This is a genomic window from Bacillus sp. EB01, from assembly GCF_000613125.1.
In the GTDB taxonomy this organism is placed as follows: Bacteria; Bacillota; Bacilli; order Bacillales; family Cytobacillaceae; genus Bacillus_D.
On sequence record NZ_HG964497.1, the window covers coordinates 4,664,120 to 4,684,156 of the forward strand.

The 20,037-nt window shown below is 42.1% G+C and carries 20 protein-coding genes; 8 read left to right on the plus strand and 12 right to left on the minus strand.

All coding sequences use genetic code 11. The features are described 5' to 3' along the window. The 5 genes from pstC to TY16_RS22015 all read right to left on the minus strand — a co-directional run bounded on the left by pstC (position 1) and on the right by TY16_RS22015 (position 6,884). On the minus strand, positions 1 to 945 hold the full coding sequence (gene pstC, locus TY16_RS21995) for a phosphate ABC transporter permease subunit PstC (RefSeq protein WP_043933888.1): 945 nt from the start codon (positions 943 to 945) through the stop codon (positions 1 to 3). Positions 946 to 1,068: 123 nt separating this feature from the next. Continuing rightward, positions 1,069 to 2,028: a PstS family phosphate ABC transporter substrate-binding protein gene (locus tag TY16_RS22000; RefSeq protein WP_043933889.1), complete on the minus strand. Its 960-nt coding sequence runs from the start codon at positions 2,026 to 2,028 to the stop codon at positions 1,069 to 1,071. A gap of 223 nt (positions 2,029 to 2,251) precedes the next feature. Next, positions 2,252 to 4,396 (minus strand): peptidoglycan D,D-transpeptidase FtsI family protein, encoded by a 2,145-nt coding sequence (locus TY16_RS22005; protein ID WP_043933890.1) that lies wholly within the window; start codon positions 4,394 to 4,396, stop codon positions 2,252 to 2,254. A 154-nt stretch (positions 4,397 to 4,550) separates the two neighbouring features. Further along, entirely contained in the window at positions 4,551 to 5,768 is a 1,218-nt protein-coding gene (locus TY16_RS22010) for an MFS transporter (protein ID WP_043933891.1), read from the minus strand. Between the two features lie 507 nt (positions 5,769 to 6,275). After that, on the minus strand, positions 6,276 to 6,884 hold the full coding sequence (locus TY16_RS22015) for a superoxide dismutase (protein ID WP_043933892.1): 609 nt from the start codon (positions 6,882 to 6,884) through the stop codon (positions 6,276 to 6,278). A gap of 334 nt (positions 6,885 to 7,218) precedes the next feature. Between TY16_RS22015 and TY16_RS22020 the strand changes: the two genes are divergently transcribed. After that, positions 7,219 to 7,914, plus strand: coding sequence for a Crp/Fnr family transcriptional regulator (locus tag TY16_RS22020; RefSeq protein WP_052342831.1), 696 nt, complete (start codon positions 7,219 to 7,221; stop codon positions 7,912 to 7,914). 93 nt (positions 7,915 to 8,007) lie between these two features. On the opposite strand, the gene TY16_RS22025 is transcribed toward TY16_RS22020, so the two are convergent. Further along, positions 8,008 to 8,490 carry a DUF456 domain-containing protein gene (locus tag TY16_RS22025; RefSeq protein ID WP_043933893.1) on the minus strand — a complete coding sequence of 161 codons (483 nt, stop codon included), beginning with the start codon at positions 8,488 to 8,490 and terminating at the stop codon, positions 8,008 to 8,010. A 177-nt stretch (positions 8,491 to 8,667) separates the two neighbouring features. Here TY16_RS22025 and TY16_RS22030 point away from each other — a divergent pair, with 177 nt between their 5' ends. The 3 genes from TY16_RS22030 (at position 8,668) to ispG (ending at position 11,128) form a co-directional block, all read left to right on the plus strand. Further along, a complete protein-coding gene (locus TY16_RS22030; RefSeq protein WP_043933894.1) occupies positions 8,668 to 9,444 on the plus strand; it encodes a DUF1189 domain-containing protein in 777 nt (258 codons plus the stop codon). A 134-nt stretch (positions 9,445 to 9,578) separates the two neighbouring features. Further along, positions 9,579 to 9,899 (plus strand): LysM peptidoglycan-binding domain-containing protein, encoded by a 321-nt coding sequence (locus tag TY16_RS22035; protein WP_043933895.1) that lies wholly within the window; start codon positions 9,579 to 9,581, stop codon positions 9,897 to 9,899. A 119-nt stretch (positions 9,900 to 10,018) separates the two neighbouring features. After that, a complete protein-coding gene (gene ispG, locus TY16_RS22040; protein ID WP_043933896.1) occupies positions 10,019 to 11,128 on the plus strand; it encodes a flavodoxin-dependent (E)-4-hydroxy-3-methylbut-2-enyl-diphosphate synthase in 1,110 nt (369 codons plus the stop codon). Positions 11,129 to 11,187: 59 nt separating this feature from the next. On the opposite strand, the gene TY16_RS27350 is transcribed toward ispG, so the two are convergent. Then, positions 11,188 to 11,922, minus strand: a complete 735-nt coding sequence (locus tag TY16_RS27350) for a DUF308 domain-containing protein (RefSeq protein WP_052342832.1) — start codon at positions 11,920 to 11,922, stop codon at positions 11,188 to 11,190. A 144-nt stretch (positions 11,923 to 12,066) separates the two neighbouring features. On the opposite strand from TY16_RS27350, the gene TY16_RS22050 reads away from it, so the two are divergent. Then, on the plus strand, positions 12,067 to 12,636 hold the full coding sequence (locus TY16_RS22050) for a 5' nucleotidase, NT5C type (protein ID WP_043933897.1): 570 nt from the start codon (positions 12,067 to 12,069) through the stop codon (positions 12,634 to 12,636). Positions 12,637 to 12,679: 43 nt separating this feature from the next. Here TY16_RS22050 and TY16_RS22055 read toward each other — a convergent pair whose 3' ends face one another. From TY16_RS22055 to TY16_RS22065, 3 genes are read right to left on the minus strand one after another with little or no spacing between them, the layout of a single operon-like run. Next, positions 12,680 to 13,090 (minus strand): Fur family transcriptional regulator, encoded by a 411-nt coding sequence (locus TY16_RS22055; RefSeq protein ID WP_043933898.1) that lies wholly within the window; start codon positions 13,088 to 13,090, stop codon positions 12,680 to 12,682. After that, complete coding sequence (locus tag TY16_RS22060; protein ID WP_043933899.1) at positions 13,077 to 13,949, minus strand: metal ABC transporter permease; 873 nt, start codon at positions 13,947 to 13,949, stop codon at positions 13,077 to 13,079. The genes TY16_RS22055 and TY16_RS22060 overlap by 14 nt, the downstream gene beginning before the upstream one ends. Further along, the gene (locus TY16_RS22065; protein ID WP_043933900.1) at positions 13,946 to 14,722 is read right to left on the minus strand and encodes a metal ABC transporter ATP-binding protein; all 777 of its coding nucleotides are present in this window, start codon (positions 14,720 to 14,722) and stop codon (positions 13,946 to 13,948) included. The genes TY16_RS22060 and TY16_RS22065 overlap by 4 nt, the downstream gene beginning before the upstream one ends. A 174-nt stretch (positions 14,723 to 14,896) precedes the next feature. On the opposite strand from TY16_RS22065, the gene TY16_RS22070 reads away from it, so the two are divergent. Further along, positions 14,897 to 15,151, plus strand: coding sequence for a DUF2624 domain-containing protein (locus TY16_RS22070; RefSeq protein ID WP_043933901.1), 255 nt, complete (start codon positions 14,897 to 14,899; stop codon positions 15,149 to 15,151). Between the two features lie 472 nt (positions 15,152 to 15,623). Here TY16_RS22070 and TY16_RS22075 read toward each other — a convergent pair whose 3' ends face one another. After that, positions 15,624 to 16,517 carry a deoxyribonuclease IV gene (locus TY16_RS22075; protein WP_043933902.1) on the minus strand — a complete coding sequence of 298 codons (894 nt, stop codon included), beginning with the start codon at positions 16,515 to 16,517 and terminating at the stop codon, positions 15,624 to 15,626. A gap of 38 nt (positions 16,518 to 16,555) precedes the next feature. Next, a complete protein-coding gene (locus tag TY16_RS22080; RefSeq protein WP_043933903.1) occupies positions 16,556 to 17,866 on the minus strand; it encodes a DEAD/DEAH box helicase in 1,311 nt (436 codons plus the stop codon). Between the two features lie 262 nt (positions 17,867 to 18,128). Between TY16_RS22080 and vrrA the strand changes: the two genes are divergently transcribed. Both vrrA and TY16_RS22090 read left to right on the plus strand, forming a co-directional pair. After that, positions 18,129 to 18,758, plus strand: coding sequence for a VrrA/YqfQ family protein (vrrA, locus tag TY16_RS22085; RefSeq protein ID WP_052342833.1), 630 nt, complete (start codon positions 18,129 to 18,131; stop codon positions 18,756 to 18,758). A gap of 285 nt (positions 18,759 to 19,043) precedes the next feature. Beyond that, a complete protein-coding gene (locus TY16_RS22090) occupies positions 19,044 to 20,000 on the plus strand; it encodes a 4-hydroxy-3-methylbut-2-enyl diphosphate reductase (protein WP_043933904.1) in 957 nt (318 codons plus the stop codon). The last annotated feature ends 37 nt before the right edge of the window (positions 20,001 to 20,037 follow it).

Consider the following 20,037-nt stretch of genomic DNA (forward strand, 5'->3'; position numbering starts at 1 on the left):
TTAGTATTCCTCCCTGAACTTACGTGAAATATATTGTGCAATCAGGTTCATGATTAATGTAAACACAAACAGTGTCATAGCGACTGCGTACAAGCTGTAATACAATGTTGTTCCTGCTGCAGCTTCACCACCACTGACTTCTACTATATAAGCTGTCATGGTCTGCATGGATTGAGTTATATCAAAAGTGAAGTTCTTGGAACTTCCACTTGCAATTGCTACAATCATGGTTTCACCAATTGCACGTGAAATACCTAATACGAAGGATGCAATAATCCCTGAAATGGCCGCAGGTATAACAACCCGCCAGGTGACTTCCAGCTTTGTCGCACCAAGTGCAAGCGCACCTTCGCGCATTGCATTCGGTACAGCACTCATTGCATCCTCGGACAAGGAGGCAACCATCGGGATAATCATGATGCCCATTACGAGCCCCGGGCTCAAAATATTGGTAGGCTCCAGCCCCGGAATAAACGAACGTAATAGTGGGGTAACAAATGTAAAAGCAAAGAAACCATACACGATTGTTGGTATCCCAGCCAATACTTCAAGAATTGGTTTCAAAATTCTCCTGACTTTATCCGACGCATATTCACTTAGGAAAATTGCTGTCATCAAACCAACCGGGATTGCCACAACCATAGCGATGGCAGTAGAAATAATTGTGCCATTTAATAATGGAAGGATACCGAATTGGGCATTAGCTCCCAAAGGCTTAAGTACTGTGCCTGTAAAGAATTCAATAAACGGCACTTCTTTAAAGAATAATAAAGTCTCCGACAATAGCGTGATCACTATCCCGAATGTTGTAAAAACGGAGATAGCCGCTATTGCAAAGAGGATGCTGGGTACGAGTTTTTCTATTCCTCTTCCCAGGCTTGCGGACTTTTTCTTCTCTTGTATGAGTCCGCTTATATCAAGCTTCTTACTGCCATTATTGTCCATAATATAAGCCCCTTTCACCCTTATAGTTTCCTTAGGAAAATATAAGTAAACCTAAAACCACACAAAAGATGAGAAGGCCAGGCTTCTCATCTCCCATGGGCATGGATGGTATTCTAATTCAAATTATTTTTTCAGAGCATTAAGAGCATCAAGTGCTGCCTGCTTGTCTGCATCAGAAAGTGGCGCGAAACCTGTTTCGGATGCAACATCCTGTGCATTTTCCATTGTATAGATTGCATAATCCAGGACTTGCGGCTTTTCTTTCGCCATATCAGCATTTAAATATGTGTATACAGCGCGGGTGAAAGGTGCATATGCTCCGTCTTCCTTGATTGTATCAAGGGAAGGTTCCACAGGTCCGTTGCCAAAGTCGATATTAACCGCACCAAGCTTATCCTTGTTGCTGTCATAGTAACCGAAACCGAAGAAGCCAATTGCATTCTTATCTTTTGAAACAAGGTCTACCAATGTCGAGTAATCCTGCTGTAGATTGATATTTCCAGGCAGGTCTTGCTCACCTAGGATTTCCTCATAGAAGAACTCGTATGTTCCATGGTTTTCGTTTGGTCCGTAAGTCTGAATTGGTTCATTTGGGAAACCTTCACGTACATCAGACCAGTTTTTCTTATTTTTAGCTGCAGTAAAGATATCTATAACTTCCTGCTGAGTAAGTTCTTTTGCCCATGTATTATCTTTGTTGATGACAATTGTGATTCCGTCAAGTGCAACTTTTAATTCTTTTACATCAATGCCAAGCTTTTCTGCTTCGGCTTTTTCTTCATCTTTAATTGTACGGGATGCATTGTTAAAGTCCGTTCCATCTTCAGCTAGGAACTTTTTGAAACCTGCAGAAGTACCTGCACGGCTGACCTCTACAGAAACACCTTCCTGTTCGTTGGTCATATAATTTTCAGCCATTTTGGCCATGAATGGATATACTGTGCCAGATCCGTCGATAACGACGCTTCCTTCTAATTCTTCTCCATTGCCGCCTTCTGCTTTGTCTCCGCCTCCGCATGCTGCTGTAAATACCATAACTGCTGCCAGCATTGCTAACAGGCTGAGCTTCTTGAATCGTTTCATCCGTTTTGTTCCCCCTAAGTGTTTGGTTTTTTTATCTTCCCTACGAATATTAGATTACAGGTATACTGTTAAAGACGTTTTAACCGAATGTTAAGCTTTTGTAAATTTAAGCCTATATCCTTATAAAAAAGTTTGCCCATTGTTTCCGAAATCATTACGAAAGACCCAGATAAATATGTACGAACACAAAAAACCGCCCTAAGGCGGTTTTTTGTTATTGACCCTATTCTGTTTGGTTTTCTGTTCCATTCTGAGTTTGCTCTTGGTCATTAACAGAATTGGATTCACCGGATGCACGCTTTTTCTTTATGTCAAAGTATGCATCGAGAGCTTTTCGCCCTATGATATTATTATAGCTGTCGCCGCTTCCCTGGTAAGCCCATGGAATAAGTACAGATATTGCTATTTCAGGTTTTTCGTATGGGGCAAAAGCAATTAGGCTAAGATTCATAACTTCAGGAGGAATTTTACCGAATTTCTTTCTTTCAAACCCATCATAAAATGCTTCGGCAGTACCGGTCTTTCCTGCCGGGTTATAAGGGGCATCATTAAACCTGCTTCGAGCAGTCCCTCTTGAACCATGCATAACCCGCCAGAAACCTTGCTTTACAACATCAAGGTATTCTTCACCTTTATCAATACGGTTCAAAACCTTTGGCTGAATTTCCTGAATGATAGGTCCGAGCTCGTCACTTTCCATTTCAGGTTCGCGAATTTCTTTTACAATATGAGGCTGAATTCTCGTCCCCCCATTAGCAACGGTAGAAACATATTGAGCTAATTGCATAGCGGTATACGTATCATACTGGCCAATTGCAAGGTCAAGAAGCTTCCCTCCCTCGATTGGCCCGGCAAATCCAGCAGATTCACTTGGCAAATCTATACCAGTCCTGACACCGAGGCCAAATTGGCTGAAGTTTTCCCTAAAGGTGTTAAATGCCTTCAGGTCAAGCGGCAGCGGCTGGTTGGGAATATAAGTTCCTTTACCCAGCTTGATTGCCACATGGAACATATACACGTTAGATGAAATCTCTAATGCGCTCGCAGCGTTCACAGAACCAATACCGCTTTTCCAGGATGACTTTTTGGGAGTCCCTTTTATATTCATCGGGGTATCATAGAAAGTTGTTGAAGGCGTAATAACCCCTTCATGCAGTCCAGTATAAACAGTCGCCCCCTTAACTGTCGATCCTACGTTATATGAACTAGTAAAGGTTCCATATGCATAATCGTCCATTTTATATTTGCCAGTTTTAGGGTCCTTTTCAATTTTCTTGCCTGCCATCGTTAAAATATCACCCGTGTGAGGATCCATCATGACAACAAAGCCCCTATCAAGAAGCGCTGAACCAGGTTTCCGCTTTGCTGCCCAAAGTTCCTCTTCGAGAATTTTTTCAACTTCACGCTGCAGCTCCATATCAATGGTAAGGACAAGGTCTTTGCCGCGTTGGCCTTCAGAAACGACTTCTGTCCCGAGAACATTTCCGCCTTTGTCCGTTTTATTTTTTACTTTCGCCTTCTGTCCCTGGAGAACTTCTTCATATTGCTTTTCTATATAACTGATCCCGACCCGGTCATTAAGGCTATAATCCCTCGATAAATAATAATCCAGCTGTTCCCTTGGTATGCCTTTGGACGAAGATGTAGTATTTCCAAGAATGGTTCTGAGTGTATCTCCAAATACATACTTGCGCTTCCAGTCAGTCGTAGTGTCAACACCAGGCAAGTCCTCAAGATTTTCGCTTACAACTGCGAATTCCTTATCCGAGACGTCTACATTTTTTACAATTTGCGGTGTCTGGGCGTAACCAGCATTAAATTCGCGCCAAATTGCCGCAACTTCAAGTTCGGCTGAGGTCAGGGATTTAATATGCTTCTCTGTTACACGCTCGACTTGCATATCATATAGCTTTTTATCGGTAATTTCCTTATTGTAATAGGCATCCCATTCTTTTTTAGTAATTAACTTTTTAGCTTCTTCCTCATTTTTCAGCAGCCAGAAGTCCTTTTTATCCCGCTCCTGGAGTTTGTCGTATGGTTTATGAATCATCTTTGCTAATTTTTCAGCAACCTCAAGCATTTCTTCTTGTGTTGTACCCTGGTATCTCGTATATGTGATTGCATTCAGCGGCTCGTTATCAAGAATGACCTGTCCATTACGATCAAACATCTTGCCCCTGGGAACGGGATTTTTTACGGTAACATCCTCCGTACGTTCCACCTCGCGCTTAAAATCATCGCCATATACAATCTGAACAATTCCTAATCTCAAAATCAATAAAGAAAAAAGTACAAACACTGCAAAAAATAATATATTGAGCCTAAACGGCACATGAGCCCTTTTCTTTCTTTTCTTCGTCGTAACCATGTACTCACACTTTCCTTTTAAAATTCACTATCCTTTATTGTAAAGTATAAAAATAATAATTTCTATCAGTAACCATATACCAATTTTTAAATAGGTCTCAAGCAGGAACACAAACTAGGCATCCATAAGAATAAAGACCCCTGCATGCAGGGGCCTAAGGGGAAGAAAGATGGACTTTTCTTAGAAAAAAATAGATGCACGCATGCCCCGCTCCGAGGATGACAAGCAGAATCGGAATGCTTTCTTGCCAATCAAATAATGTTATTCCGGCCAGAAAAACGAGTATTGATACTATTCTTCCGATATTAAGAAATACTTCGCGGACGACTATGTACTCAATTCTCATTTCCGCAGCATTCCTGCTCCTTCCAATCACATCATAGGTAATTGACATATACGGGACTAGCAAGATCGGATAAGCAATCGCAATGACACTTCCATAAAGCAGCATTTTTTGAAAATTGACTTGGTACACCAAGAGAAAAACGGAAGCGAACAATATAAGGCCGCCAAGCAAGATTGCCTTTTTCCTTCGCTGCTTCTTTATTAACCTTGACGCAAAGTAATAAGCAAGAAAAGAAACACCAGAGTTAATCAGGCCAAACGTTCCAAGTGAAAGTTCACTTCCGGTTGAGAGAAACACATACACTGAAATAACAAATACAAACGTTCCTTCCCTCAGCCCCTGGAAAAAATGGGCGTTAGTGACTAGCTTCCAATTTCGATTCCTTCCCCGTTCCTTAAAAACATCTCCAACTGAATATTTCCCAGAAGAAGGTCTGGGCTTCAAAAAAAAGCTTAGAAATACAGCCAGGGAAAATAAGGCTAGCGAAAGACCAAATACAATCATATAACCATTAAAATTAACTACTCTTGTGATAATAAAACCAGAGGCAAGCGGACCGACCATTCCTCCCGCCGACGATAGGATCCCAAGAAATCCATTAAAAAAGTCTCTTGTTTCCGGCTCGGTAATTTCAAAGGTAAGCACATTGAAAGCGAGCCAGTAAAATCCATATCCGATACCAAGCAGTCCGCCAAGCAGGAAGAGAAATTTGGATGCACCCGTACCCGCGGCCAGAACCGCTAAATAAAACAGAGCAAGGAAAATAACCCCAATCCGCAAAACAATCACGCGGTCAACTTTTTTTGCCCATCTCCCAGCGAGTATGAATGTAAGCGGCTGAAGAATTACGATTGATAAATTATAGAGGGAAAGCGTGGCAAAATTCCCTGATTGCTTCCATAAATAAATATTTACGAATGTGTTTGAGAGGGCAACACTCAATGAATATAGACCGCCAAGTAAAAGCAGCAGCTTCAAGTCCTTTGTTACTTCCAGATCTCCAAATAACTTCAGTTTTTTAAACATATGAAAACTCCTTTATTCATAAAGGTAGTTTTCATCACCCCACCCATTTCTATTCCAAATTAATTGGTTGAGTTCTTAAAAGGGTAAGCTGTGAAGTTTTGAATAAACTTCTTCCTTGAAGGGCTGGTTTAGAAATGAAGGGTGTCGCTAGTTAAGAAAGGTTCTTGACCTCCCTGTTGGTTAAGAAAAAGTGGGTACGTTTATATAGGTCCTTGTCGACCTGACGGTTTGAAATTGAGGGCACAGTCGTCAATAGAGGATCTTGATTACCTTGATAGGTAAAAAAAGAGGTGTATAGACCCCAATGGAGGTTCTTAACTACTCTGATGGATTAGAAATAAGGCGCACGGTCGTCAATAGGTTGGTTCCTTGACCTTTCCCATTAGGACATTGAATGAGTTCCCTGGAGAACATCTAAGGAAAAAATTCCAGATGCTCAAGGAAAAACAACAACTATTGAAAAATAAGAAAAAAGGCAGATATTCTCTGCCTTTCCGTGCAAAATCATTATTTTGCTGAGCTGTAGCGCTTGCCTACTTCTTCCCAATTAACAACATTCCAGAAGGAATTGATATATTCCGGGCGTCGGTTTTGATATTTGAGGTAGTATGCATGCTCCCAAACATCCAGGCCAAGAATAGGAGTCTTGCCTTCCATCAATGGGGAGTCTTGGTTTGGTGTGCTGGTTACTTCAATTTCACCATTATTGACAACTAGCCACGCCCAACCGGAACCAAAACGAGTTGTAGCAGCTTTTGCAAATTCTTCTTTAAAGTTTTCAAGACTGCCAAATTTACTGTTAATAGCGTCCGCAAGCTCGCCAGTAGGCTCTCCACCGCCATTTGGTGAAATGATCTGCCAGAATAGGCTGTGGTTAGCGTGTCCTCCACCGTTGTTCCTGACAGCAGTTCTCGAGCTTTCAGGTACTGCATCAAGGTTTGCAATTACCTCTTCCACTGGTTTGGAAAGAAGTTCCTCATTTCCTTCAAGTGCATTGTTAAGGTTTGTAACATATGTGTTATGGTGCTTCGTATGGTGAATGTTCATTGTTTCTTTATCGATATGAGGCTCTAGAGCGTCATACCCATAAGGAAGTTGTGGTAATTCAAATGCCATAAATTATTCCTCCTATGTAAATGATTTTGGCCTTAAAAATTGTTAGAAATTTCTAAAGCTTTGCAGTTACAGCTTATCAGAGTTACTTGTCTGATTCAAATAATACGCTCCCTGGTAACATTGATACCTTACCCTTTGCGAAGAAGTTTCATACCGGGATTTCTTAGTTGTTTCATTTAAGATTCGGAAATTTGTCATTTTCAGGTTTCCCCAGGTTTGTCAACGATTTAAGTCATAGGCTCTTGGTTTTTATCCCATATTTTGTAAAAACAGCATTGACATGATATCTATAATCTTTTTAAATCAAAATAAGGAGAAATAAGGAGTGGCGGTCATGTATGAAAATATAGATTCTCTCTATAATTTACTTGTTCATTTTTTTGGCGGTAAGGAACCCCTACAGAAATACAAGGCGGGTACTACGCTTTTTAGCGAAAGGGATTGTGTCGAAAATATTTATATTATCCAGAAAGGCAGCGTAGCCATCGGAAGAGTGCATTTAAGAGGTAAGGAATTCATCCTCAAAATTCTTAATCAGAAAGAAATAGTGGTCGAATACCAAATCTTCAATTCCTCTTCCCACTATCACTTCTCTGCCAAAGCACTTACGGACTGCGAACTGCTTGTCATCAGTCGGGAACAATTTGAGGAATTCATCAATAACGATCCTTTTGCGATGACTGCCATCGTTTCATGGCTGAGTACGAGGTATCTCAAGGCACAAATGAAATGCCAGGATTTAATCATGAATGGCAAAAAAGGCGGCCTTTATTCCATCTTAATCCGGCTTGCCAATTCCTATGGTGTCGACACCGAGGATGGAATCTTAATAGACCTCCCTCTTACCCATCAGGAACTCGCCAATTTGACGTATGGTACCAGGGAAGTCATCCAGAGAAGCCTAAAGGAATTAAGAGATATGGATGTCATCAGTTATGATCAGCAGAAATTTACGATAAAGGACTTAACCTACCTAAGACAGGAAGTTGATTGTCAGAATTGCGGTTTTGAAATTTGCGGCTTGAATTAAAACGGAAACCCCAACTAGAAGAAGGGTGTTCTTTCCTTATATTAATAAAATCCGGCTGGAGTTACCTATACCCTAGCCGGATTTTATATTATTTCAAAACACCATAATAAGAAAATAGATAACCATCGCAGCCTGAATGATGGTTTTTGCCACAGCTCCACTAATGAAACCAACAACAGAACCAAAGCCTATTTTTGCACTTTCAGTCAGCCCTTTTCTGTGAACAATCAATTCTGCTGCAACAGCCCCAATGAAGGGACCGATAAGTATTCCAAGGAATGGGATGACAAACGGCCCAACCAGCAGACCAATCGTACTGCCCCACACAGCTGCTTTTGAACCCCCATACTTTTTGATTCCTATAATATTGGCTGCATAATCCGCACCAAACAAGAGTAAAGTGAACATGCCTTGGACAACCCAGAAGAACCAATTAAAAGGTTCAAAAGAAATAAAAAAGCCGTATGCTAGAAATCCAGCGAAGATAAATAAAACACTTGGAATAACTGGAAATACAATTCCAACAAAAGCAACAATAAATAACAAAATGACAATGCCCCAAACTACTGTTTCCATACAATTATCTCCTTTAAAAGCATAATTCCAAACTCAGAAAACGTTTATTCCTAATTCTTAAATACCCTTAAACATATTTGTTAATCTGCCACGTTTTTGCTTTTGATTTCAAACACTTGTACTGCGAATCCGGAAGGGATAAAATGAAAGGGTTGAAACTTTTTAGGGAGTGTAATAATGAACGTTTTTAAACAACTATACAGAAGTATCTATTCACCCAAGGATATAGCTTCATTCCGTTTGCAAGGAATTGGCAAAACGATTTTATATGTTTTCCTGCTAACATTGATCTCCATTTTGCCAACCTTTTACTTTTTTAATAATGCCATAACAAGCGGTATTGAAACAGCAAAGCAAATCGCCAGTGAGGAACTTCCTGATTTTACGATTAAAAACGGTACTCTTGAGGCCGAAACTGATAAGCCAATTACTGTAGAGAGAGACGGATTTTCAATCACACTTGATCCGACAGGTTCCGTGGACGGAGATGAGCTTGCCGAAAACGGCAATGCTTTCGGTTTTCTAAAAAATGAATTCGCCCTATCAGCAGGCGGGAGAACACAATCCTACCCATATACCATGCTTGAAGGCAGTGAGATTGCAAAAAAGGATTTCCTGGATTTCTTCAATTCCATGAATGGTGTTAAAGGCGTGATTATGCCAATAGTCTTTGCATTTATCCTGCTCCTATCTTCTGCCATGAAATTTATTGAAATAACAGTCCTTGCAGGTATCGGTATTATGTTCAGCAACATTATGAGGAGGCAGCTTGTATTCGGTCAATTGTGGAGAATGGCTGCTTATAGTGTAACACTTTCCACGATATTCTTTACAATAATGGAAGCTCTTCAAACTGTTGTTCCAAATGGTATTATGATCAACTGGTTTGTTTCCGCCATTGTTTTGTATCTAGCGATTAATGAAACGCCTGGCCCAAATAAGGAGCCTGCTTAATGGATGGCCGTCCTGTGAACTTCACAGGGCGGCTTTATTACCTGTTAGGACGGCGCACTTTCAAATAATTGTTGGTTCTACCTATGGTCTCTTCAGCATAAGTATGATACAAATTGCCGGAGGAGGCCTGTCCAATGAAAAAATTCATAGCCTTCGTTTTCTCCCTTGCCCTATTCATTTCTGTATATGTCGATTTAACAAGGGGCACCCTTCCAGCTGCTGTAACAGTCCCAATTCAGGTACATGAAGAGACAAGTTCCCCTTCCCAGCCTTACTTCAAAGCAACAGTAAAACCAGGCCAAACACTGCTATCAATTGTTGAGGAATTCAAGGCTGGAGATACAGGGGTTCCTGTCAGCAAACTTATTTCTGATTTCGAAACCTTGAACCCCGGAACCTCACCAGAAACCATGCAGGTTGGCAAAACATATCTCTTCCCTAGTTATTCCAACTAAGGAAGCAAAACCTCTCAGCGGTCCCTCCATCTTGTAAGATTGTCTGGGTACTGATAAAATAGTTTAGTACTGCTTTTAGCATATATATATAAAATAGTACCCAAAGGAGCGGACCTTACGTGAATGAACTTATACATCGTACAAAAACCCGCCCGGTCCGAGTCGGCAACCTGACCATTGGCGGCAATAACGAAATAATCATACAAAGTATGACTACGACCAAGACCCATGACGTTGAAGCAACAGTCGCTGAAATCAAAAGACTTGAGGACGCTGGCTGTCAAATCGTCCGGGTTGCCTGCCCTGATATGCGGGCTGCCGAGGCAATTCCTGAGATAAAGAAAAGAATCAACATCCCGCTTGTCGTTGATATCCATTTTGATTACAAACTTGCCTTAAAAGCAATTGAAGGCGGTGCCGACAAAATCAGGATCAACCCAGGTAATATAGGCAGACGCGAAAAAGTCGAGGCCGTTGTCAAAGCCGCGAAAGAAAAAGGGATTCCAATCAGGATAGGCGTTAATGCTGGTTCCCTTGAGAAAAAAATCCTTGATAAATATGGTTATCCTACTGCGGACGGAATGGTCGAAAGCGCCCTTCATCATATTAAGATTCTAGAGGATCTGGATTTCCATGATATTATCGTTTCCATGAAAGCATCGGATGTCAACCTTGCTATCGAAGCATATGAGAAAGCTGCCCGGGCTTTTGATTATCCGCTTCACCTTGGCATTACAGAATCCGGGACCCTGTTCTCTGGTACTGTAAAAAGTTCTGCCGGCCTTGGTGTCCTTCTCAATATGGGCATAGGCAATACAATGAGGATTTCATTAAGCGCAGATCCTGTCCAGGAGATTAAAGTTGCACGCGAGCTATTAAAGGTATTTGGTTTATCAAACAACTCGGCGACCTTAATAGCCTGCCCAACCTGTGGACGTATTGAAATCGATCTAATCAGTATCGCTAATGAAGTTGAAGAATATATTTCAAATATTAAAGCTCCTATCAAAGTTTCTGTTCTTGGCTGTGCAGTAAACGGTCCTGGTGAGGCACGCGAAGCCGATATCGGTATCGCTGGAGCAAGAGGCGAAGGCCTCCTGTTCAGGAAAGGGGAAATTGTTCGGAAAGTCCCTGAAGAAACAATGGTTGAGGAATTAAAGAAAGAAATTGACGCCATTGCAGCGGAATATTTTGAAAAGAAAGCCCTTGAAGAACAAGGTGTAAAATAAAATTAAAAGAGGCTGGCGCACATGCCAGCCTCTTTTCTTTGCTCCTGTGACTGAAAGTATCAGAAAAATGGTGTTATGAACATCCCGATAATAAGTGAAACCGCGCCAATGCCAATTGCCCATCCGCCTAGCTTTGATTGCCCTTTGCGCATCGCAAGAAAACCGAGTACTATCCCCACTGCTCCAAGCAAAACTGGCAAAACGAACAGCGACAAAATTGCTAATCCCAATGCAGCAAACCCAAGCATTGAGGTTCCTGCGTTTTCACCGGCATTATTTTGCTGACCGCGAGATTCGTTCCTCGTATGCTTTACAGGAACAGGTGCAGCAAGCTCACTGGCAGTTTCCTCTCTGACATTTTGTCCAGATGAAACAGTTGAGCCAGTGCCTGTACGCAGGTCTGATGAACCATATCCTGAGTACCCCGAGTTAGTCGAGTTGGTACCTGTATTCATGTCAGAAGAACTGGTACCTGATGACTCCGAGTAAGTTGAGCCGGTGCCTGCTTGCATGTCAGAAGAACCGGTGCGCGAGGACTCCGAGTAAGTTGAGCCGGTGCCTGCATTCATGTCAGTAGAACCTGTGCCTGTGGTCATACCAGTTAAACCAGTACCTGCCGTCTCCGGGTATGTGGAACCAGTCCCGGTGCCCGCCTGCAGGTTTGATGATCCTTGCGGTGAAGGCAGTAGAAAGGGCTCCGAGGAAGTTTCCTCTTTGTAGTTTGAATTGTTTCGGGACTGGCTGCTGCTTCCTTGCTGATGCAGATTGTTGTTTCTATTGGATTGATCTGCCACCTGAATCCCTCGCTTTCAAAAGTAGGAGCCTTCTTATTGTTTACGGCTATACGATTTTTACTATGTCAATCTTTGTATGGAGTACCTCACAAAGGTTTTTGGTAAAATGAACATGGATTCTCACAAATAGAAGGAGATTGCGTTATGAAAAGATTAGGGATTGATATTGACGGAACAGTTACCTGCCCATCGAGCATTTTGCCATATATGAATAGGGATTTTAACATTCAAGTTACTTTGGATGATGTAAAAGAATATGACCTTCTTCATCTTGTGGATGTGTCGCGGGAAGAATTTACCCAATGGTTTAAAGGGGCAGAACCAGAAATTTACGCCGGGTCCCCCATGGCAGAAGGGGCAAAAGAAGTACTTTCAAAATGGAAAGAGCAGTATGAATTGTATTTCATTAGTGCGCGGGCATCCCACTTACTAAACGTTACGCAAGACTGGTTTACCTTAAATGAACTGGAATATCACCATATCGAACTGATTGGGACTCATAATAAAATTGAAACGGCAAAAAAATATAAAGTCGATTTGTTTCTTGAGGATAAACATGATAATGCAGTTGCAATTCACGAAGAGTGCGGGATTCCGGTAATTCTTTTTGATACCCCGTATAATCGGGATCCAATTCCTGAAGGAGTAATCAGGGTATTAACCTGGCAGGAGGCAGATAGCTGGATTAGGAACTGGAATAAATCAAAAATCTAAAAAGTTACTTAAAGGGAAAAAACAGCCATGTGGCTGTTTTTTCTTACACGCATTCGGGGCAGCGCCCATATATCTCAAACTTATGGCCTGAAACATCGTATCCCTTTAAATCTTCACTCAATCCACTCATTGGGCATGTCCCTAATTCTTTTGTTTTTCCACAATCAAGGCAAATAAAATGATGGTGATGGGAATGCCTTGAACATGTAAAGCGAAAATGTTTTTCTCCGGAAAGCTCTGTTGATTCAAGAATATCCAGTTCGACAAACAAGGACAAGTTTCTATAAATGGTATCAAAGCTGAGGCCAGGATAGTTTTGTTTCAAAGCATCCAGTACATCCTTGGCAGTTAAATATTTGTCACTGTCCGAAAATAAATGGAGCATGTCCTCACGTTTTCCAGTATGCTTATAACCTTTTTCCTTCAGATAATCAAGGGCCTCATGTACGTTCATTCCTATACCCCTTTCGGCCGGCTTGCAAATTAAAACCGAATTTCTTATAAAGTATGGCGAATAAAAGAATCAATATAGCCAGCACAACTATAGTACCGCCTGGAGCCAAGTCAAGATAGTAAGCGGCAAACAATCCGCCAATAACAGAAAGCTCACCAAATACTATTGAAAGGTATATGGACTGTTTAAATCCTTTTGCAATCCTCATACTTGCCGCTACTGGGAGGGTCATCAGGGATGACACGAGCAATACCCCGACAATCCGCATTGAAGCGGCTATTACTAAAGCTACCATGACAATAAAGATAAAATGAATCGCTTTGGCTGGTATTCCTGATGCCTTTGCATAGTCCTCATCAAACGAAAGAAGGAAAAGCTCTTTATAAAGAAGGATGATCGCCAAAACAACAATGACAGCGATAAATCCAATAATGAATACGTCTGTTCTACTTACAGCAGTGACACTACCGAAAAGATAACCAAACAAGTCTGCATTGAAACCATCTGCTAATGAAATAAAAATAACTCCGAGGCCAATACCACCCGAGAGGATAATCGGAATCGCCAGCTCTTGATAATGCTTATATACCGCTCTCAGTTTTTCAATGAACAGCGCTCCCCCTACTGAAAACGCCATTCCCATATAGAGCGGGTTAATAGCACCCGCAAGACCAAGCTTTTTTTCGAGCAGCAGGCTCGCGGCAATACCCGAAAGAGTTACATGGCTTAATGCATCCGATATGAGCGATAGCCGCCTTACAACAATAAAAACCCCGAGTAACGGAGCAATAAAACCTATCAGGGCACCTGAAATAAATGCATTTTGTAGAAATTCATATTGAAATATGCTGCTAATCATTTTCCATCCTCCCCATGATGATGATGGCTTAGATGGTGGACATCATACCCATACAATTCTGATAATCCATTCTGGGCCATATTTTCGAATTCCGAAGCTCGGCCGTGGAAGTGAAGATGTTTATTCAAACAAGCAACATGAGTTACAGCCTGAGAGACGGTCCCTATATCGTGGGTAACAAGCAGGAGCGTAATGCCGGCCTTTTTATTAAGGCTTTCAAGCATTGAATAGAAAATTCCTTCCTGCTTTTGGTCGACCCCTACCGTTGGTTCATCAAGGATTAGCAGCTCTGGTTCGCTTACCAGGGCGCGGGCGATAAAAACCCTTTGCTGCTGCCCCCCTGATAGCTCGCCTATGTTTTTTCCGGCAAATCCGGCCATTCCAACAGATTCGAGCGCCTCCCTAACCTTCTCTTTTTCTGTTGCCTTCATAAAACGGAACAAACCAATTTTTCGTGTAAGCCCGCTAGAAACAACTTCCTGAACAGTAGCAGGAAAGCCAGTATTAAAAGAATTTGCTTTTTGGGAAACATAGCCTATCTTCTCCCAACCGTTGAATATGCCAATCGGCTGACCAAAAAGTTTAATTTCCCCAGTTTGTGTTTTTAACAGCCCGAGAATCAGCTTAAGCAAAGTCGACTTCCCGGATCCATTTGGACCAACGATACCGAGGAACGCTCCTTTAGGAACGGAAAGATTGATATCTTCAAGGACTTTTTCTCTTTCATATTGAAAAGATAGTCCAGTAATTTCAACTGCAGGCACATTTGCCATATTAATTCACCTATCATTTATGAATCATTTTAAGAATGATTCCGATTTACGTTTTGTAGTATACCCCAGCGCTAACAGATTGTAAAGTTATTCTCCTTTATAGCTGTTGATTTAACAATTATTTGGCACTGTTTCGGAAAGTTGCTCATACAGTAAGAGAGGGGAGTGATGAGAATGAAACTGTTCGAAAACATTATAAACCATAAAATAAATACGATTACCGACAGAGAATTATTAAACTATGCCAATCAGTTCGGTATTTCGATTAATCAAAAACAGGCAGACCTAATTGCCAAATACTTACGGGGCAGGCAGATTAATATTTTTAACAGCGCCGAGCGGACTACAATTATTAAGGAAATCGCCAGGATCGCTGGGCCTGACACAGCGAGAGAAGTAAACAAGTTGTTTCTGCAATTTACAAAATAATGACGTAAAAAAGCCTCCTTGAAGTGTCCAAGGAGGCTCTTTTCGTTTAGGAAAGTATAAATTTCCCGACTATGGATAACTTTTTTATGAGCGTGGCTTCGTCCAGCTCCACAAGGAAAGCTTCCCCGAATAGCATCGCACGAAATTACGCGATAGCGTGATGAGGAGCGCCTACGCGTGCGCAAACTTCAGGCCTCCTCCCTACGATAAGTCATGCACGAATGCGCTATCGCTCTCCGTGATTCCTTTACCCCACCTTAAAGGTCAGTAGGCCTCCTAAGTCGGCAACTGTCCCTAAAGGTCCGATTCATTCACCTAACCATCAGCAAAAAGCGCTGATGGAAGGTTCATTTTATCTCAGTCGAAGTCCCTCCATTTTGTACGGCGATGACCACTAAGGAAAGCTCCGTAGAATAATCATCGCAGGGACAGGCGTTCTTTGCCTGTCACGAAGGCGCTTGCGCTTTTGTTCCTATGCCAGGCTAACTTCAACTTTAAGGCTTGGGTCAAAGATTTTGTTGCGCAACATTTCAATTTCATGCTTATAAGGCGGCTTTTGATTTTTCTTATCTTCCCCGACATACGGAGTTTCGAGGATTTTAGGAACCGACATAAGCTGTGGATGGTGGACAATATAGCTGATTGCATCAAAGCCGATATGGCCAAAGCCTATATTTTCATGGCGGTCTTTCCTCATGCCGACAGCATTTTTGCTATCATTGATATGAAGCACCTTCAGCCTGTCAATTCCGACAATTTTATCAAACTCATCTAGGACTCCATCAAAATCATGAACAATATCATATCCGGCATCATGAGTATGGCAAGTATCAAAGCACACAGAAATTCGGTCGCTGTAATTCACGCCGTCGATGATCATCGCCAACTCCTCAAAATTCTTCCCGCATTCCGAGCCCTTCCCTGCCATTGTTTCCAATGCTACTTGAACGTTTTCTTTTCCAGTCAAAACCTCATTCAGGCCTTCAACTATCTTTTTTATTCCAGCTTCCGTCCCGGCTCCAACATGGGCTCCAGGATGAAGAACAATCTGCCTGGCACCAATTGCTTCAGTTCTATCTAGTTCAGAACGAAGGAAGTTCACCCCAAGTTCGAATGTTGCAGGATTTGTTGTATTCCCAATATTAATAATGTAGGGAGCGTGAACAATGATTTCATCGATTCCATGCTCCGCCATATGCCGTCTGCCTGCCTCGATGTTCAGGTCCTCGATTTTCTTTCTTCTGGTATTTTGAGGTGCACCTGTATAAATCATGAAAGTATTGGAGCCATAGGAGACAGCTTCCTTGCTCGCGGCAAGCAGCATCTCCTTGCCACTCATTGATACGTGAGAACCAATTTTCAACATCTTCCCCTTCTCCTTCTTGCGGCAGTACAAACCAGCCGTTATTTTTTCTTCATTTTATTCTGGCGTTTCCTGACTTTGGCAATCTCTTGATTGATTTTCTTTTTATATCCTGGCTTAACTTTCTTTGGTGCCTTTACAATTGCTTTGGCCATTTTATCTACTTCGTCTTCCTGCCGCTTACGTGTCTTCCGCTTATTTCGGTTGGCAATTTCGACAAGCCCGTCTTTGCCAAAGTCAACATGCTTGAATTCAATTCCCATTTTCTCAAGCCTGTTCAGCGCATCTTCATCGGACGTATCATAAACAGTCAAGGCTGTACCAGAAAAATTAGCCCTTGCTGTCCTTCCCACCCTATGGACGTAAAAATCGAGATCGCTTGGCAACTCATAATTAATGACATGGCTGACCCCTTCTATATCAATGCCCCTGGCTGCGAGGTCTGTCGCAACAATATATTGATAATCAAGGTCCTGAATCTGTTTCATCATCTTCTTTCGTTCACGCGGAGGAAGATCACCATGAACCCTTCCAACCTTCAGGCCTTTTCCAATAAGGAAATCTGCAACCTCATCGGCCATTTTTTTTGTGTTCGTAAAAACAATGGCGAGATAAGGATTAAACGCTTGAAGAACATTAAATACAATTTCTTTCTTGTTTTTATGCCTCGAAGGCAATAAAAGGTGTTCAAGATTTTCAGCAGCTTTTTTCTTTGGATCTATATGGATATATTTCGGATTTTCCATGTATTTTTTTAGAAATGGCTTAAGCTTCTCCGGTATCGTTGCAGAAAATACAAGCATTTGCAGCTTCTCTGGCATTCTGGAAGCAATTCTGTCGACATCCTCAAGGAATCCCATATCGAGCATTAAGTCAGCTTCATCGACCACCAATGTTTTGGCTGTATGAACAAATAGTGCTTGGTCCTCAATAAGCGCGTGAATCCTTGAAGGTGTTCCCACTACAATATGGGGCTGAACCTTAAGCTTTTCTATCGACTTTTGCTTATCAGTACCTCCAATATAATTACGGACAACGATTGTTTCCGGGCCTTCATAATGTTCTGCTGCTTTAAGGAATTGCTGATATATCTGGCTAGCCAGTTCCCTTGTGGGCGCTGTAATGACTGCTTGAACCTCCTGGCGTCCAGGTTCAAGATGTTCAAGGATTGGCAGCAAGTAGGAGTGTGTCTTTCCTGTACCGGTCCTTGACTGACCAATTGCACTTGCTCCCTTTAAGGCTGCAGGTATCATTTGCTCTTGTATTTCGGTTGGCTTTGTGAATCCTAACGATTCGACTGATTTTATTAAAAAAGGCTTTAAATTAAATTGATTAAATTGGTTTCCGCTCATTTTCAGGCTCCTTATATTCGGTTATGGAACTCTGCCCATCCTGTTATTATAGTAAAGATTCAAATGTAAAGCCACTTATTATTATGATTTGCCTAATTACACACTTTCATGAAGGGCAATCCCATAACAAAGTTTCTTGATTTATTAATCCGTTTTTTAAAATTACGGTGCAAAAAGGCAAAGAATCTTCAAAAGCATAACATAAATGGCAAACCTGCATATTTTAGAAAGAGGAAATAAATTTTTGAGAGGGGTTAAGAACATGCCACCATTCCCGCCAATGAATAGGCAGGGAGGAATGAACCGGCCATTTATGGGGCCCGGGAGACATCCTTTTGGCCCTGGACGCGGCTTTAATGGCCCTCCGTCGCCTTTCATGGGCTCTATGTCTCCAGGACGGCACCAAGGTCCCCAGGGACGCAGAGGAGGAGGATTGCTTTCAAGACTGCTCGGTAAATCAGGAGGAGGACAGGGTCACACTAGAAATATGGTATCCGCGGCCGGCAACACACAATCTGGGTCCTTTCTGAAGACACTTAGCAACCCTGAAGCAATCAACAGCTTCCTTGCCAATACACAGAACGTTATCCAGACAGCTCAATCCTTCGGTCCATTGATCGAACAATATGGCCCAATTATTAAAAACCTTCCATCAATGTGGAAACTTTATCGGGGCTTAAAAAATACAGTTGACGATGAAACACCCAAGAACGAGCCCCAACAAAAAAAGAAAATAGTTGAATCGCATCCTATAAAAGAAAATGAAATACCAAAGGATTCAGAAGAGTCCAGCGATGGCCATGGCCAACCAGCTCCTGCACAACGGGGCGGATGGATGAGAAGGCCAAACAGGGTTGACGATGATAGAAGCCGGCCAAAATTATTTTTTTAAAGAAAGGTGCTGTATGGCACCTTTTTACATATTCATGACGGCATACCTTCCCAACCGCCACTCTGGGCTTATAGCCTTTATACGTTTAAATTTCTTTATTAGCTTGGGATAACTGGTTCTGCGCAGGTTTAAATATCTTTCTATTTTAAAGAATATTGTTCGTTAAATTTCCCGGTAAACCGGCATCCATTTTTTGATGTGAGATTTTTCACTTTGAACATATTATAATTACCTATATAATAAGAAGGTATAGCAAGTCTAACCTAACCAGGAGGGGCTTTTTTAATGAAGGTTATAAAAATTTCGCCGCGAGGCTATTGTTATGGTGTTGTTGATGCCATGGTTATCGCCCGCAATGCGGCACTTGACAAAACATTACCACGCCCTATCTACATCCTTGGGATGATTGTTCATAATAAGCATGTGACCGACGCATTTGCGGAGGAAGGCATTATTACCCTTGATGGAAGCAACCGCAAGGAAATTCTCGAGAAGGTTGACAAAGGCACCGTTATTTTTACAGCACACGGCATTTCGCCAGAGGTCCGCAGCCTTGCAAAGGAGAAAGGCCTCGTTACCATTGATGCGACCTGTCCGGATGTAACCAAGACCCACGACTTAATCCGGGAAAAAGAAGCTGAAGGCTTTAAGGTGGTTTACATCGGTAAAAAAGGCCATCCTGAACCGGAAGGCGCGGTAGGCGTTGCCGCTCCGGGAGTTGTCCATCTTGTCGAAACAGAAGAGGATGTTAATGCTCTTAATTTATACCACGATAAAATTATCGTAACCAACCAGACGACAATGAGCCAATGGGATGTTTCCGCTATTATGAAGAGAGTAAAAGAGAAGTATCCTCATGCCGAAGTCCATAAGGAAATTTGCATGGCGACCCAAGTAAGGCAGGAGGCTGTCGCTCAGCAGGCTGGTGAAGCGGATGTGTTGATTGTTGTCGGAGATCCGAAGAGCAATAACTCCAACAGGCTTGCCCAGGTATCGCAAGAAATTGCCGATACAAAAGCCTATAGGATTGCCGATATCTCCGAGCTTGACCTTGAATGGCTAAAAGGTGCTGAAACGGTTGCCGTCACTGCTGGCGCATCGACCCCGACGCCTATAACAAAAGAAGTCATTATGTTCCTTGACCAGTTCGACCCTGAAAATCCCGCTACATGGGAACGGAAGAAAAATGTACCCCTTTCAAAAATCCTGCCGAAGGTCAAAAAGGCTGAGGTGCAAAAATAGAAAAAATCCGGCTGCCACTAGCCGGATTTTTTTACTG